The 15,298-nt window shown below is 37.0% G+C and carries 13 protein-coding genes; 11 read left to right on the top strand and 2 right to left on the bottom strand.

Annotation, left to right across the window (positions count from 1 at the left end; translation table 11 throughout):
- Nucleotides 1-18: 18 nt before the first annotated feature.
- On the bottom strand, nt 19-210 hold the full coding sequence (locus J0M15_12615; GenBank protein MBN8537889.1) for a hypothetical protein: 192 nt from the start codon (nt 208-210) through the stop codon (nt 19-21).
- 74 nt (nt 211-284) lie between these two features.
- Nucleotides 285-536 (bottom strand): hypothetical protein, encoded by a 252-nt coding sequence (locus J0M15_12610; GenBank protein ID MBN8537888.1) that lies wholly within the window; start codon nt 534-536, stop codon nt 285-287.
- A 272-nt stretch (nt 537-808) separates the two neighbouring features.
- On the opposite strand from J0M15_12610, the gene J0M15_12605 reads away from it, so the two are divergent.
- From J0M15_12605 to J0M15_12555, 11 genes are all read left to right on the top strand, one after another.
- Complete coding sequence (locus J0M15_12605) at nt 809-2,716, top strand: chemotaxis protein CheA (GenBank protein MBN8537887.1); 1,908 nt, start codon at nt 809-811, stop codon at nt 2,714-2,716.
- Entirely contained in the window at nt 2,713-3,192 is a 480-nt protein-coding gene (locus tag J0M15_12600) for a purine-binding chemotaxis protein CheW (protein MBN8537886.1), read from the top strand. The genes J0M15_12605 and J0M15_12600 overlap by 4 nt, the downstream gene beginning before the upstream one ends.
- A gap of 14 nt (nt 3,193-3,206) precedes the next feature.
- Complete coding sequence (locus J0M15_12595; protein ID MBN8537885.1) at nt 3,207-5,753, top strand: hypothetical protein; 2,547 nt, start codon at nt 3,207-3,209, stop codon at nt 5,751-5,753.
- 2 nt (nt 5,754-5,755) lie between these two features.
- A complete protein-coding gene (locus J0M15_12590; protein MBN8537884.1) occupies nt 5,756-7,675 on the top strand; it encodes a response regulator in 1,920 nt (639 codons plus the stop codon).
- A gap of 38 nt (nt 7,676-7,713) precedes the next feature.
- Nucleotides 7,714-9,177 (top strand): chemotaxis response regulator protein-glutamate methylesterase, encoded by a 1,464-nt coding sequence (locus J0M15_12585; protein MBN8537883.1) that lies wholly within the window; start codon nt 7,714-7,716, stop codon nt 9,175-9,177.
- The gene (locus tag J0M15_12580; GenBank protein ID MBN8537882.1) at nt 9,177-9,983 is read left to right on the top strand and encodes a hypothetical protein; all 807 of its coding nucleotides are present in this window, start codon (nt 9,177-9,179) and stop codon (nt 9,981-9,983) included. Before J0M15_12585 ends, J0M15_12580 begins: the two co-directional genes overlap by 1 nt.
- Nucleotides 9,984-9,997: 14 nt before the next feature.
- Nucleotides 9,998-10,435, top strand: a complete 438-nt coding sequence (locus J0M15_12575; protein MBN8537881.1) for a SufE family protein — start codon at nt 9,998-10,000, stop codon at nt 10,433-10,435.
- 126 nt (nt 10,436-10,561) lie between these two features.
- The gene (locus J0M15_12570; GenBank protein ID MBN8537880.1) at nt 10,562-11,542 is read left to right on the top strand and encodes a hypothetical protein; all 981 of its coding nucleotides are present in this window, start codon (nt 10,562-10,564) and stop codon (nt 11,540-11,542) included.
- Complete coding sequence (gene hemC, locus J0M15_12565; protein MBN8537879.1) at nt 11,526-13,142, top strand: hydroxymethylbilane synthase; 1,617 nt, start codon at nt 11,526-11,528, stop codon at nt 13,140-13,142. Before J0M15_12570 ends, hemC begins: the two co-directional genes overlap by 17 nt.
- Nucleotides 13,142-14,443 (top strand): glutamate-1-semialdehyde 2,1-aminomutase, encoded by a 1,302-nt coding sequence (locus J0M15_12560; protein MBN8537878.1) that lies wholly within the window; start codon nt 13,142-13,144, stop codon nt 14,441-14,443. The genes hemC and J0M15_12560 overlap by 1 nt, the downstream gene beginning before the upstream one ends.
- Nucleotides 14,440-15,276, top strand: coding sequence for a HAMP domain-containing histidine kinase (locus J0M15_12555; protein ID MBN8537877.1), 837 nt, complete (start codon nt 14,440-14,442; stop codon nt 15,274-15,276). Before J0M15_12560 ends, J0M15_12555 begins: the two co-directional genes overlap by 4 nt.
- The last annotated feature ends 22 nt before the right edge of the window (nt 15,277-15,298 follow it).

The following is a 15,298-nucleotide window of genomic DNA, read 5'->3' as shown; positions in this document are numbered from 1 at the left end:
TGATTCCGTCAAAAAGGATTATTTTTTTCTATTCAAGTTGCCAGTTCGGCCAGTATGAGATCTCCAATTGTGGTGAGAATCAATTTTGGTTCTTTGGTGCCACTCTTCCCATTTTTTTCTTGGAAGACTATGGCTTACATTGCCTTGATTATCGAAAATATCTGGGTCTTTTCCGAAAAGAAAATCTAAAACAATTTTGAATAGCTTCATCTCTAGATCCTTTATTTAGAAGATCTTGGAAATTTATCATGGCAGGCTTTCAATGTAAAGCTAAAGTGAATTCATTAGTTCTTTGGGTTGGCACAGATGTCAATAATATCTAAACCTCTTTCTTCTGAGATTTTTCCTTGTCCCTTAAAATGCTTAAAACATATTTTGGCAGCTATCTTGAGAGCTTGGTTAGGATCTTCAGCTTCTTGAGTTAAAAATAGACTGTCGCCATGAAAATTATAATTAAATTGAAACTTTTCAACAGCATTTGCTGAATTACTTAAAAAAATAATGAGTAGTAGATTTAAAAAAATGAACGCTTTCATAAATACCTCTTAAGAGATGGTTATGCAAACAGTTGTCCATGTTTCAAGTTAAGACATTGGTTTAACTAGTTGAAAGAAAGTACTTTTTGATGTCTCAATTAAAGACGATTTTGAATTTCAATTGGGGTGGTAAGAATAAAAACAAAAATTGTCGGACAGTTAATGCATTTGGCTGAATGAGACCAAGGTCGAGATATAATAATAAAATATTTTTCCTAAATAAAATTAAATAAATGCCGTTAATAAGTAAGTAATTTTTCAGGAGAGTGAATGTGGATGATTTTGAAAAGGAATTGAAACTCGGTTTTTTAGATGAAGCGATGCAGGCCATTGAAGAAGTTGAGCAAAGTTTTCTCGTTCTAGAGGCTAACCCTCAGGACAAAACGGTTTTAGATAAAATTTTTCGATTAGCCCATAATTTGAAGGGAAGCTCGAAGGCTGTTGGCTTTGAACAAATGGGTGCCTTTACTCACGAGTTTGAATCTTTAATGCTCAAATTAAAAAATGATGAATTACAGGTTTTACCCCAAACCGTAAATCTGATGCTTCGTTGTAATGATTACATTCGTTACATGGTGGAGTCGCTAAAAGAAGATCTGGATGCAAGCTTTGAGTTTCAAGAGCTCATCGCTGAAATTGAAAATGCAAAAAATGGGCAATTTGCTGAAATGGAAACGGTTGAAACTTCGGCACCCTCTGCCGCTGAGTTTACAAATAAAACAGAAGATCCTTTGGAATTTATAAAACAAACCCTTGGCTATAATCCTGCAGATGAGCAGGCCTTGGCTCCAGGAGTAAAGGCAAAGGAAGACAAAGGCTTTCAGCTTGATTTAGAAAGTGTTCTTGGAGAGGTTAAAAAACTTTCAGAAAACAACGATCCTTTGCCTTTAAAAACAACGCCTGATTCCATAGTTTCACCTGAATCACAAAACAAAAATAAATCTAAGGAGGGGAATTCTCCAAAGACGGCAAGTGGTTCACAAACTGATGAAAGTATCAGGGTTTCGTTATCGAGACTTGAAAAATTACAAAACTACGTAGGGGAAATGGTGATCCTGCAATCAGTATTGCGAGAGCAATTAAGTGATTCCACCCCTTTGTTTATCAAAAAAACATCTCATCAGCTTGGGAAAGTGGTTAAAGAAATTCAAGATATCACCATGCATTTAAGAATGGTGCCGGTGAAGCCGACCTTTCAGAAAATGCAACGAATTGTCAGGGATACCGCTCAGGCACTGAGCAAAGATGTGATGTTGAAGGTGTCAGGTGAAGAAACTGAGTTGGACAAAACGGTATTAGAAAAAATAAACGATCCCTTAGTTCATTTAATTAGAAACTCTGTAGATCACGGTATCGAAGCCGTCGACCTCCATTTAAAAAGAGGCAAGAAGCCCCAGGGAGAAGTTCAATTAAATGCTTATCATCAAAGTGGAAAGCTTGTGATCGAAGTCAAAGATGATGGAGGGGGGCTTGATGCTGAAAAATTAAAAGCCCTGGCTGTTAAAAAAGGAATTATCAAAGAAAACTTAAATCTAACAGAGGCAGAGTGTTGGAATCTTATTTTTGCACCTGGATTTTCAACGAAGGAACAAGTTACCGATGTTTCTGGTCGGGGTGTAGGAATGGATGTTGTCAGAACAAACATTCAAGAGCTTTCTGGCGAAATTCAAATCATTTCAGAAAAATTAAAGGGGACGACATTTAAAATTATTTTACCTTTAACCCTTGCTATTGTCGATGGAATGGTTGTTCAAATTGGTGAAGAGAAATATGTAATACCACTTTCTCACGTACACGAATCCATTAAGCCAACCGATAAACAAATTCAATTTAACACAGGAATTGGCGAGATTCTTTTGTTAAGAGGAGAAAATTTACCCTTGTATCGCATGTGTTTATTACTAGGTAAGAAAGTGACAGCGAATTTAGAAAATATGATTGCCATTGTTATTAGAACTGGAAAAGAGCCTTTTGCGCTCTTAGTTGATGATATCATAGGTCAGTTTCAAGTGGTTATCAAACAGCTTGGTCCTGAATTGCAATCTATAAAAGGGTTTAGCGGAAGCACCATACTTGGAGATGGGAGACCCTCTTTAATTATTGAACCTTTGGATTTAGTTAGAGCAAGAGGAAAAACAATAAACAATATTAAGCCTCAAGAAATTGGGAGGGCATCATGAATCATGAAAACCAAGATGAAGTAAATAGGTACTTAAATTTTTCTCTGGGTATTGAGGAGTTTGCTATTCCCCTTTTAACAGTGAAGGAAGTTATTGCCATTCCAGAAACCACACCGATTCCCCACACGCCAGCTCATTTCCTTGGGATTATGAACTTGCGGGGCCAAGTCATTTCGGTGATTGACCTTAGGAAGAAGTTCTCAATTTCTCCCAAAAAAACTGAGGAAAATTCAGTTATTATTTTAGATTTAAAAACCGAATTTTTGGGTGTTGTTGTTGATTCAGTGACCTCTGTTCTTGCAATCAAAAACTCAGAAATTTCAGAAAAACCGATGATTGAGAGTTCCAGAAGTACAGAATACATTACGGGTGTCTTTAGAAAAACGGAACAATTAGTTCTTCTGTTAGATATTTTTAAGGCCTTGTCACATGATGATAAAGCAGCGATGCAAAAGAGCGTAACTAAAGCAGCATAATAATAGAGGTAGGTATGAAATTGTTCAAAAGGATGTCTTTAAGAATTAAGATCATGATTGTTGTTAACTCCATAGTGTTTATGTTCGGTCTCATCAGTTTTGGACTATTTCAAAACTTCCGAGAAGAATATGTTAAAGATATTTCTTACAATTTCTTTAATCATGCTACAAATTTGAGCTATTTTATTCAAGATCAATTTTTTGAAAGTTACAGTGATGTTCAGGCCTTTGCAGTCAATGAGTCCATAAAAAATTTGGATAAAGCTAACTTATCAAAGGTATTGAACGAATATGTTTCTTTGTATGGTTTTTATGAGGTTATTTTGGTTGTAGACAAAACGGGGCAATTTGTCAGTTCAAATACAAAAGATGTTTTAGGAAGACCGATAAAAGTAGAAGCTATGGAAAAATACAATTTTTCTCAAGAGAGATGGTTTAGAAAAGCCGTTTCTGGCGAATTTACTGAAGATAAAATAAAAGGCTTTGTGGGAACTTATTTTGAAGATTTGCACCCAGATCCAGTCAGAAAGTTAGCACAAGGAGGCGATTATGTTGGGGCCAGCTTTACGTCAGTTATCAAAAATAAAAATGGAGAATTGGTCGGAGTGATTACCACCAGGTCTTCCACTAAATGGATTGAGGATTCCCTGGTGAGAATTTATGAAGATTTAAAGCGAGACAATTTGGCCCATACTGAAATCACCATCATTGATAAAAAAGGTGTGGTGTTGATAGATCATGATCCTTCTGAAAATGGAGGAAAAAATGAGGTTAAGTTCGATTTAGAAAAGAAAACCTTCAAATTAAATTTAGTTGCAGAAAAACTCAAAGCAGCTGAAGAATTAATTAAGGATAAAGAAGGTGTGACGGATGGATTTCATCTTGAAAAGAATTTCCCTCAGATCATAGGATACAGGATGATCAAAGGCTCTAAGATGATTGATTCTGTGGGTTGGGGTGTACTGGTCAGAGGGAATGAAAAAGAAGTCCTAGCTTCTATTAACCAGGTCTTTAATTTATTCTATATTGTTTTTTCATTGTGTATCGTGGTTGGATTCGTAGTTACTTATTTTTTCGGGAATCAAATTGGAAAAAGTTTGTCCTCAATTTCCAGTCTTCTTGACATGAACGCAGAAGGCTTAAACAGCACTTCTGGCTCTTTAACTTTGCAGAGCACTCGGCTGTCTGAAGCCGCAACAGAGCAATCCAGCGCGATTCAAGAAACCATGGCGGCTGTGGATGAGATAGCGGCCACTGTTGAGAAAAATAGTGAGGCTTCAAGACAATCGAAGGCCGTTTCTGGAGAAAGTTTGCTGGCCACGGATCTGGGTAAAAAAACCATTGTGAACATGCTAAAGTCTATCGAGGATATTTCAAGTTCGAATGACTCCATATCTGATCAAATGAAGGAAAATAATGGAAAAATAAGTGAAATTGTAAAATTGATTTCAGATATCGGGAATAAAACGAAAGTGATTAATGACATTGTTTTTCAAACGAAGTTGTTAAGCTTTAATGCCTCGGTTGAGGCCGCAAGGGCCGGCGAATATGGTAAAGGATTTGCTGTGGTGGCAGAAGAAGTTGGAAAACTAGCACAAATGAGCGGAGGTGCAGCTAAGGAAATTGCCAGCCTTCTAGATGAAAGTCAGAGAAAAACCGAACTGATTGTAAAAGAAACAGAAATAAAAGTGGAAGAGCTTATCCGTGTAGCCAAACAAAAAGTGGAGCAAGGAAAGCAAACCGCCAGCGAATGTAATTTAGCCCTTGAAGATATTGATAAAAATGTGAAAAAAGTTGATAATTATGTGACTGAGATTTCGAGATCTTCTGAGGAACAAGCTCATGGAATTAAGGAAATTTCAAAAGCCATGGGGCAATTAGACTTAACCACTTCGGAAAATGCTAAGATAGCTCAAGAATCAAGGTCATCTTCGGTTGAAGTGAATCAAAAATCGGATGAGTTAAAAAAACAAGTAGAGGCTTTACAGAATGTCATTTATGGAGAAAAGGATGATAGAGAACCTCTTGAAAATCATTCAAATGTTCCCATCAAATCAACTTCAATGAAACCTAACCCCATAAAATCAGTTCCAAAAAATTCAACGGTGCCAATTGAACCAAAAGCCACAACAGCGTCGACTACGGGAGCGCCCAAGATCACGGCTGTTGCTACCAAATCAAAAGAACCAACGCTCAAGCCTGAGTTGATAGTAAAAGCTTCCATTTTTAATAACAAGACGCGGATTGAAAAGGTTCCTCTTGAAGCCAAAAAAATTCAAGCGAACAAGATTTTGCCGACAAAAAATGAAAAGGTTTTAGCCTTTAAGAAGAAAGAAACCGTTATGAACACGACAGTGAGAGTTCCCACTAAAGCCATTGCTAAAGAGCCGATCAAAATAGCTTCCAAAGTAGCCCCTAAGGTTGCCCCTAAAGTAGATACGAAAACTACCATTAAAGAAAATTTTAAAGTTCTGGGTAAAGAGAATGTGGGTCCAAGTCAAAAGGCTGTTTCTGGAGACAGTGTGCCCAATTCAAATGATCCAAGATTTGAAGAGGTTTAATCATGGGTGAATATAAGATAGATGGTCCTTATGAATCAGAAGAAGAAATAAAGCATGTTCTTGGCGAAATCTCTAGGGTGGTTCATCAATCAACGGGGATTCAGTTAGGCGAAAAACAATTCTCCATGGTTAAAAATAGACTCAAGTCCTACATGATCAAGTTGGGGATTCCTCTATTTACAGATTACTTTGCGTATTTCAATGCTCATAAAATTGCGGAAACAGAAAAGTTGGTTTCCTTGATGACAACGCATCACACTTATTTTTTTCGAGAATTTAATCATTTTGAGTTTTTAATAGCTTATTTGCCAGAGCTGGTTCTAAAAGCCAGAGCCAGCGGTGATAAAAAAATTTCGATTTGGTCTGCCGCTTGTTCCCGCGGTCAAGAAGTCTATTCTTTAGCCTTATTCTTTCAAACCCACTTGAAAATGATAGCTCCAGATATTTCTTATGAAATTCTGGGGACAGATGTAGATTCTGAAAGCGTAAATATCGCCAGAAACGGCGTTTATGCCTGGGATGAAGTTAAAAAAATTCCGATGCAATATCTTGGAACAAATTGGACGAGGGGAACGGGAGATATTTCTCATTTTGCCAAAATTAAAGATGAGTTTAAAAAGAATTGTCAATTTGATATCGTCAATTTGAACGATATCAAATTGCCTTCTAAAAAGTTTGATTTTATTTTCTGCCGGAATGTTTTTATTTATTTTAACATGGCTCAAATTAAATCCATTTCAAAAAATTTAATGAGTTATCTCAAGCCAGAAGGTTTGTTTTTTATTGGAATCTCAGAGTCTTTAAATGGAGTCGTTGACAATGTCGATTACCGGGGGCCTAGCATTTATGCCAATGCGAAAAAAGCGACAGAGGTCAAAGTTATGGATCCCAAATCAAAACTAGCTCAGTCGGCAAAACCATCCTTGCTTCCAAAGACTCCAGTTGTGGCACCCGCTGTTTTTCAGATGCCATCAACTTTAAAGGTTCTTTGTGTGGATGATTCTCCCACGATTCTTGCTCTCTTGAAAAAGATTTTAGGAAAAGATTCTGGTTTTGAAGTGGTTGGAACGGCCTTAAACGGTAAAGAAGCCATCAAAAAAGTCAGTGAGCTGAAACCAGATCTAGTAACTTTAGATATCCATATGCCAGAAATGGATGGAATCGACTATTTAAAATCACAAATGAATGATCGACACCCTCCGGTTGTTATGATTTCAAGTATCAATCGCGAAAACAGCGATACCGCTATGAAATCCATCGAGCTGGGAGCCAGCGACTATGTGGAAAAGCCAACCATGGCTAACCTAGAAGAGCGATCAGATGAAATAAGATCGAAGTTGAAATTAGCTTTTGCTTTTAAATTTAAGAATAAAAAACTTTCAGATATTGATAGCTCCTTTAAAAAGAAATATGAAATTAAAAACACGGAAAGTAAACTTCGGATTGTTTTTTCCAGTTTGTCATCAGCAAATACAAAGGTGGCTTTGGATATGGTCAAAAATATTCACGCCAACGACCCCTCAACAGTGTTTGTTTACGAAGGAGTCTATGAGGCCTTGGCCCCATTAGTTTTAAAGTTCAATCAAAAAACCGCCATCAAAACAAACCAGGTTGACCAATTAGTAAGTCTGTTGGACAAACAAATTTATATTACAGATTTAGAAAAAAATCTAAACAGCTGGGCCAAAACAATTAAGGGTAAAACCGTGTCTGTATTAGTATTAGGAATGCCAAGTAAAAAGGTTCTTCAGAACATTTTAGAAATTCAGCCAAAGCATTTAACTCTTGAAGAGATGGCTGGAAATGTAAATAATAGTTACTACACTCAGCTCAAAGAGGTGGCTCAGGCCTTGGTGCCAGCAAATTCTTATTTGTCAGTGAGTGAAGATTTTTTTGTTAAAAATGAGGATGTTAAAAAGTAATTCTTAAAAAGAAAAGAACGAGTGAGGTCGTTGTGGATATGAAGTTTAAATTTGAAGTGTTTGCAGGAAACCCATCAGAGACTCTGCTTTTAAAGGTAAATCAAAGCGTTTTTATCTATGCGGCCACACAAAATAAGAAAAGCCTTGTGTGCTTACTTCACGAAATGAATTTGCCCTCTTTTAAAGAAATGCTGAAAGAAATTAAAGTCAGACTTCAGGCTTCAGACTCCGAATTAAGTTTTAAAATTATTGGGCCCAAAAAATGCAGTGATGAGATTGCTCACTTTTTGCAATCCCTTAATTCGACAGTCCTAAAGCAAGTCATTAGAGAACATGATTTTGAAGTTTATTATACCGTTGACGATCATAAAATCATTCTGAAAAAAGAAGACTCCACACAGCCGAATGCAAATCATGTCGATTCTTCGCATGATTTGGTTTCAAATAAACCCATCAAGGTGATGATTGTGGATGATTCACCCACCATCATTCAATTATTAACGGTCATCTTTAAAAAAGACAAAAATTTAGAAATCGTCGCCACTTGTGAAGACCCTCTTCATGCAGAGGAATTATACCAAAAACATAAACCTGATGTGATCACTATGGATATCAATATGCCCCACATAGACGGGATTCAGTTGGTAAAAAAACTAGCACCATTATATAAAGTTCCCATAGTGATGATTAGCTCTATAAGTCAAGAAGAGGGACCTCAGGTTTTCAACGCTCTTGAAAATGGGGCTGTTGATTACATTCAAAAACCAACCTTGCAAGAACTTGATGTCATGGCACCCATTATAATCGAGAGAATTAAAACAGCTTCCCATATCTCTGTAGAGAAAAAACTCAGAGCGAATCTGATCAAGAAGAAACCCATGGCAAGTTACACTCCCAGACAGTTGGACCCACAATCATTAGTGGTCATTGGTTCTTCCACGGGAGGAACGGAAGCTTTGAAAATTCTTTTTGCTCATCTACCAAAGGAGATTCCACCTATACTTGTGGTCCAACATATCCCTCCCGTTTTCTCTACGGCCTTCGCCAAGAGACTTAATGAGCTATTTCCCTTTGAAGTGGTTGAAGCCAGAGATGGAGATGATCTCAAAAAAAACTGCGTTTATATAGCTCCTGGTGGAATGCAGATGGCCGTGAAGAAACGCGGGCAATATAGCAAGTTGGTTATTAAAGATGATGAACCCATGAATCGCCATAAACCCAGTGTGGACTATTTGTTTAAATCGGTGGTCGAGCAAGGATTTCCTAAGGTTATTGGTGTGATCCTTACGGGTATGGGTGCTGATGGGGCCAGGGAATTACTCAATTTAAGAAAGGCAGGAGCCAGAACCATTGCGCAGAATAAAGATAGCTGCATTGTTTACGGGATGCCAAGGGAAGCGATTGAACGAGGCGCTGCCGAGTATGTTCTTCCTTTGGAAGTTATCGGCGAAAAAATAATGGAGCTTGCATCTGTCTCGAGTTCAAAGCATAAATCCGCTTAATGAAGATAAAATATCTCCTACCTGAAGTCTACCAGCCTTTTTTTGATGAGTCGCTGTGGAACCTCAGCCTTGATGAAAATAAAGCAACTTGTGAAGCCTGCATTCAGGCTCCTCGTAAGTATAAAGCAGATTTAAAATGTTGCACCTTTTGGCCCTTTATCCCTAATTACATCATTGGAAGCCTGTTATTGAGTCGGGAAGAAAAATACGCAGTGGCTCAAAAAGTGATAAGGGACCTCATTCAAAATCATCGTTTTGTATTGCCACTAGGGGTGGTAGCGCCTCCTGAATATCAAAAGTATTTTAAAAAAAATAAGAGCAAGATCTTTGGCCAATCAGATTCCTTTCTTTGTCCTTATTATTTAAAAGACAAAAACCATTGTGGAATATGGATTTTTAGAGGGAGTGTTTGTGCGAGCTTTTATTGTGAGTCCAGCTACGGAAAAAAAGGAAGTCTTTTTTGGAAGGCCTTTGAAAATTACCTCAGTTATTTAGAGATGGCCCTAGCGGAAGAGGTCTTGGTCTATAGTGATTACTCGCCCAGGGAGCTCTCTTCTCAATTAGAGTATTTGGATGGGAATAGAGAAACTTTAACCCCTACCACCTATGAAAAAATATGGAAACATCACCTTAATAAAGAAGAAGAATTTTATATAAACTCTGCAAAATTTGTTAAAGATTTGCCGAAAACTCAAATTTCAGATATAAAGGGCGAGTTAGGGATTTCGCTAGCTCTGAATCTCAAAGAAAAACTAACAGGAATTCTAAAAACTAAAGTAAAGCTAAATAAAGTAATTAAAAACTAAATAAAGTAAACAAAATGAGTTTAACAAATAAAATCAACAAATTGCTCTTAGAATTTCCGAATGAATTGGATTGGGAAGAAAAATATAAAAGAATCATTAACAAAGGGAAGCTGCTGGCTGAAATGCCAACGGATTTAAAGACAGAGAATCATATCATCAAAGGTTGTCAGTCCCAAGTTTGGTTAGCTGCAAAGCTGGATGAAAAAACGGGGAAGATGGTTCTCCAAGGCGATAGCGATGCCCTTATTGTCAAAGGGCTAGTGGCCATTCTTTTGGAGTTGTTTAATGACGAAGCTCCTGGGGAAGTTTTAACTACGCCACTTCATTTTTTTGATAAGATGGGTTTAAAAAACCATCTCTCTCCTTCGCGGGCAAATGGTTTTGTCGCTATGTTGAAACAAATATTAAATTACGCGATAGCTTTTGATTATCTTAAGAAGTCCAAGAATTAAGCAGAGGTCTCGCAGTCTGACGTTTATGAATAACTGTCTCAAAATGATATGAAATCCTATTAGCTTACTGTGGCATATGACATTTCGATGACACTTCTATTTGTCTTTTCATCTATATTTTAAAGAGTGGAACGATTTGGTATTATTCATTATTGTAAGACATCAAATATTAGCTTAGAGCTAAGAAACTTAGAACTAAATAAGTTATCGGCCCTAGGTTCCTCCTTTGTTCTTTTTGAGACCTGTCTTCGTAAAATCTATTTTTATGATACGACTCGATTTGACAGCACGGTTGGTGATCTGCTTTGTGAACTTCAAGCAAGCCAGTCTAATAAAAATGATAATTTTGATATCTTTGAAAACCAGAAAGCCTATCAGTTTATTTTAGAAGTCATTTCGGGTCTCAAGTCTAATATCAAGGGAGAAACGGAAATTTTTGGTCAATTTAAATTATTTTATGAACAATTTAAATTAAAAAATTTAGAGTCCTCCAGTTTTCTAGACCAAGTCTTCAGCCAATTGATTCAAGACTGTAAGTTTTTAAGAGAAAAACATATTAAAAACTGGGGATCTCAAAGTTACGGATCTTTAACCAGAAAACTACTAGATAAACAAAACCCTTTATTGGTGATTGGAAAAGGGCAATTAGCTCGGGAAATGGCCCCGTGGCTCACTCAAATTCCCTCAAAGTACTTGGTTGTCAGGGACCTTCAGAAAAAAATAGATCCAGAGTTTCAGGATTTTTCTCAGGTCCTTATCAATGATATGAGTGCCATTTCTTATTCGGGTAGGATTAACTTAGTCATTGCCGCACCTCTGACTCATAAAGAACTAGAAAGTTTTATGAAAAGTCTGAAAGATAGAGGTCTTGCTATTCATAAAGTTGTGGACTGGCGTGGTGGCGTCGAATTGCCTATTAACGATGAAAGCGAAATTAAAAAAGAAAATTATTTTCATTTAAGTGATATTAAAAATACCCTTGCTGAATCAGAAGAAACTCTAAATGAAAAAATCAAGATAGTTCAGATTGAAATTTCTAAAATGATTGAAAAATTTGGCAAGAAAGTTCAACTTTATCCCTGGGGATGGGATGATATTTGTGCCTAACAAGGACCTGCCTTTTTTAAAGCCTCTGACCATAGCCTCTAGAAAAAGTGATTTAGCCAGACTCCAAGCCTACAAAGTGGGAGCCGCTCTGTTGAATGCTTATCCTTCCTTGCAAATCAAGTATCACTTTAGGGATTCTTTAGGGGATATCAACTTGAAGGACCCGCTTTGGAAAATGCCTGAAAAAGGAGTCTTTACCGAAGATTTTTATCAGGATTTAGCTCTTCATAAAGTAGATATGGTAGTCCATTCATGGAAGGATCTACCCATCGAAGACAAGGAAAAAACCTTTATTTCGGCAACCCTTGATCGAGAAGATCCTCGGGATGTTTTGCTTTTTAAAAGAACATCACATGGTAAAAAAAAAATAACTATTTTTACCTCTTCTCCGCGGCGAATTTATAATTTAGAAAGTTTTTTTTCATGGTCACTCCCTTGGAAGGTTGAGCCACTTCATTTTTTACCAGTTCGTGGTAATGTTCAAACAAGGGTTAGAAAATTAATGGAATCCTCAGATCCTGAAATCGATGGCCTTATTGTTGCCAAAGCCGCTCTAGATAGACTCATTTCGACAGAGGAAAAGGAATTTCAAGAGACACGTAATTATCTTAAGCAGTGTTTGGCTGAATTGCTATTTCAAGTGATTCCCTTGAGTCAAAATCCCACGGCAGCAGCACAAGGGGCGCTGGCCATTGAAATTGCGAAGGATCGTCCAGAGGTTCATGAATTATTACAAAAAATAAACAACCAAAGAGCGTATCATAATACTTCTTTAGAAAGAAATATCTTAAAAAAATATGGCGGTGGTTGCCATCAAAAAATAGGTATTTCAATCCTTAATAAACAAAATGAACAAGTTCTTTTCTTAAAAGGCCTGACAGACACGGGGCATGTTTTAAATGAAACGACGTTGATGCCTTCTGAAAAATTAACTCAAAAATCAACTGGTTTATCTGGCAATTTAACTAGTGCCTTCAATGGCAAGTTAAATGGCAAATTTTTAGCACCCCATGCTCAAAGTGAAAAAAAAATTCAGCCACTTTCCTATGACTTAGATTCTTTTTATAAAGACTTTAGTGATAAAAATAAGACCCGTTTTATTTTTATCACTAAAGATGAAAATATTCAGGGGCTGCGGGACACTGATATTTTATGGACCAGTGGTGTTTCAACTTGGAAAAAATTAGCTAAGTCTGGACACTGGGTCTGTGGATCTTTTGATTCCCTCGGGGAAGAGCAGCCTCCAGAAATTTCCTATTTGAGTTCTTCATATTTTGATCAAAATTTAGATCAAAAAATAAAATGGATTAAGATAACTCACGCCCAGGGAAAAGAAAGTTCCTGGGCCACAAAATGTCCAGCCTATGCTATTTCCTATCAAGATAAGGATTTACATTATGACCCAAGTGTTGAATTTTATTACTGGAGTCATGGAGAGCTTTTTAAAAAATATTATCAAATGTATCCCGAAATTAAGAACAAATTTCATTCCTGTGGTCTCGGGAGCACTTTGGATACATTGAGGAACTTTCTTCCTAAGGATCATATAATTCCCTGCTTTAACTATGAAGATTGGCTATCAAAAAAGGAAAATCAGTAATGGAAAAAATTACCGCTAACGAATCATTTGGTGATTCATCTGACGAGTTATTTATACGAGCTAAAAAAGTTTCTCCGGGAGGGGTTCACTCTCCAGTAAGATCTTTTAAGGGTCTAGATCGTTCTCCCATTTTTTTTTCGAAGGCCAATGGGGCTATTTTAACAAGCGTTGAAGGGAAAAACTATATTGATTTTTGTCAAAGCTTTGGACCTCTTATTTTAGGACACTTAGATCCAGAAGTTAAAGAAGAAGTTCATAAAATGGTTGATACCGCATGGAGCTTTGGAGCCTGTGAACCTTACTCCTTGGAGCTGGCTGAGTTTATCACATCCCATATTCCCTTTGTTGAAAAATTACGATTTGTTTCCAGTGGTACCGAAGCCGTGATGTCAGCTCTTCGTTTGGCCCGCGCTTATACAGGAAGATCCAAGGTGATTAAATTTGATGGCTGTTATCACGGCCATGTGGATTCCTTATTAGTCAAGGCGGGTAGTGGGCTTGCTGGCGAGTCTTCAGCTTCTTCTTCAGGAGTGAGCGAGGCTGTCGCCCATGAAACCTTAGTTTGCAAACTTGACGACGAGGTCGAGTTAGAAAACTTATTTTTAAAATGGGGTCCTGAAATAGCCGCGGTTATTATAGAACCTCTTCCTGCAAATTACGGCCTATTGGTACAAAGAAACGAGTTCTTGCAAAAAATCCAAGACCTTTGCAAGAAAAATAAAAGTGTTTTTATTGCTGATGAAGTGATTAGTGGTTTTCGTGTGGATCTCAAAGGAATGTGCGGGGTCTTAGATCTAAAACCCGATTTAGTTTGCTATGGAAAGATAATTGGTGGAGGATTTCCTGTTGGTTGCTATGGGGGAAGAAAAGAAATTTTGGACCTTGTGGCCCCCCTTGGTTCTGTTTATCAGGCAGGGACGTTATCGGCAAACCCTGTTGGTATGAGGGCGGGCTTGGTGACTCTTAAAAAAATGAAAAAGCTTAACGGATGGAATGTGTTAAAGGAAAAAGGAAATTATTTTTCTAAAAAACTAACGCCTCTTCTTTCTGCTCATCATTTGGAGATCTCTCAGTATGGGTCTCTCTTTTGGATACATGAAAAAAGTGATGAACCCATTCGAAGCATTTCCCAAATTCCAAAGAACCAACAAGTTTCTTTTAAAAAGTTATTTTTAAATTTACTGCAGGAAGGTGTTTATTTAGCACCGAATGCCTATGAAGTTGGTTTTATATCTATGGCTCACAATGACGAAATTTTGGATGAAAGCATCCAAAAAATTGAGTACTGTTTAGGTCTATGAAGATCAAACTGATTCTTTCTTCACTTTGGCTTATTTTTACTTCCTCAATGGTGGGCTGGTGGTGGTTTTATGGGATGGCTGAATTAGCCAAACCCTATTCCCCTTCGGAGCTTGAATCCAGAAGACGCATGTTATTTTGGGAGGGGAGCTTCTTTTTGTGTGCTATCATTCTGGGTGGATTTTTTCTTATTTATTTCCTTTATCAAGATAATGAAAAAAACAAAGCCCTCAGATCTTTTTTTTCTATTTTTTCCCATGATCTTAAAACTTCCATAGCCAGACTTAGGCTGCAATCCGATGTCTTAAGGGAGGATGAAAGTTTTAGCAAAAACAAAATCCTGCAACGAATTGTTAAAGACATCAACAAACTAGACCTTCAGTTAGAAAATTCTTTGTGGTTAGCACAAATTGATAATTTAAAATTTATCTATGAAAGATTTTTATTTTCGGAAATTTTATTTTTAATTCGCGCTGATTTTCCTGATGTTTCTTTTGAGCTCAACAAAGATATCGAGGTGTTTTCAGATAAAAGATCTTTGGTCTGTATTTTAAGGAACTTAATACAAAATGCCATTATTCACGGTCAAGCGGATACCATTAGCCTAAAAACAGAAAGCTCAGGGAATAAAATCAGGATTAAAGTTGTAGATAACGGTATAGGTTGCGAGGTTCTTCCTCAATTTAAGAAATCTTTTTTTTCCAGATTAAATCTCCAAAAAACGACGGGCCTAGGCCTAAGTTTAAGCTATCAAATACTTAAGAAAATCAAAGGTGATTTGATCGCTGCCCTTAATGGCAAGCAAATAGAATTTATCATCGAGCTAAGTTTATGAAAGAGATAAATTTATGAAAGTA

The sequence above is a fragment of the Deltaproteobacteria bacterium genome (assembly GCA_017302835.1).
Taxonomy (GTDB): Bacteria; Bdellovibrionota; Bdellovibrionia; order Bdellovibrionales; family Bdellovibrionaceae; genus UBA2316.
This window is presented reverse-complemented; position numbering and strand designations above follow the sequence as displayed.

What these genes read in the sequence shown, in the direction of transcription:
- J0M15_12595 (MBN8537885.1), top strand. Translation starts at nt 3,207, where the DNA reads ATGAAATTGTTCAAAAGGATGTCTTTAAGAATTAAGATCATGATTGTT.
- J0M15_12555 (MBN8537877.1), top strand. Translation starts at nt 14,440, where the DNA reads ATGAAGATCAAACTGATTCTTTCTTCACTTTGGCTTATTTTTACTTCC.
- J0M15_12575 (MBN8537881.1), top strand. Translation starts at nt 9,998, where the DNA reads ATGAGTTTAACAAATAAAATCAACAAATTGCTCTTAGAATTTCCGAAT.
- hemC (MBN8537879.1), top strand. Translation starts at nt 11,526, where the DNA reads ATGATATTTGTGCCTAACAAGGACCTGCCTTTTTTAAAGCCTCTGACC.
- J0M15_12580 (MBN8537882.1), top strand. Translation starts at nt 9,177, where the DNA reads ATGAAGATAAAATATCTCCTACCTGAAGTCTACCAGCCTTTTTTTGAT.
- J0M15_12585 (MBN8537883.1), top strand. Translation starts at nt 7,714, where the DNA reads ATGAAGTTTAAATTTGAAGTGTTTGCAGGAAACCCATCAGAGACTCTG.
- J0M15_12600 (MBN8537886.1), top strand. Translation starts at nt 2,713, where the DNA reads ATGAATCATGAAAACCAAGATGAAGTAAATAGGTACTTAAATTTTTCT.
- J0M15_12615 (MBN8537889.1), bottom strand. Translation starts at nt 210, where the DNA reads ATGAAGCTATTCAAAATTGTTTTAGATTTTCTTTTCGGAAAAGACCCA.
- J0M15_12560 (MBN8537878.1), top strand. Translation starts at nt 13,142, where the DNA reads ATGGAAAAAATTACCGCTAACGAATCATTTGGTGATTCATCTGACGAG.
- J0M15_12590 (MBN8537884.1), top strand. Translation starts at nt 5,756, where the DNA reads ATGGGTGAATATAAGATAGATGGTCCTTATGAATCAGAAGAAGAAATA.
- J0M15_12610 (MBN8537888.1), bottom strand. Translation starts at nt 536, where the DNA reads ATGAAAGCGTTCATTTTTTTAAATCTACTACTCATTATTTTTTTAAGT.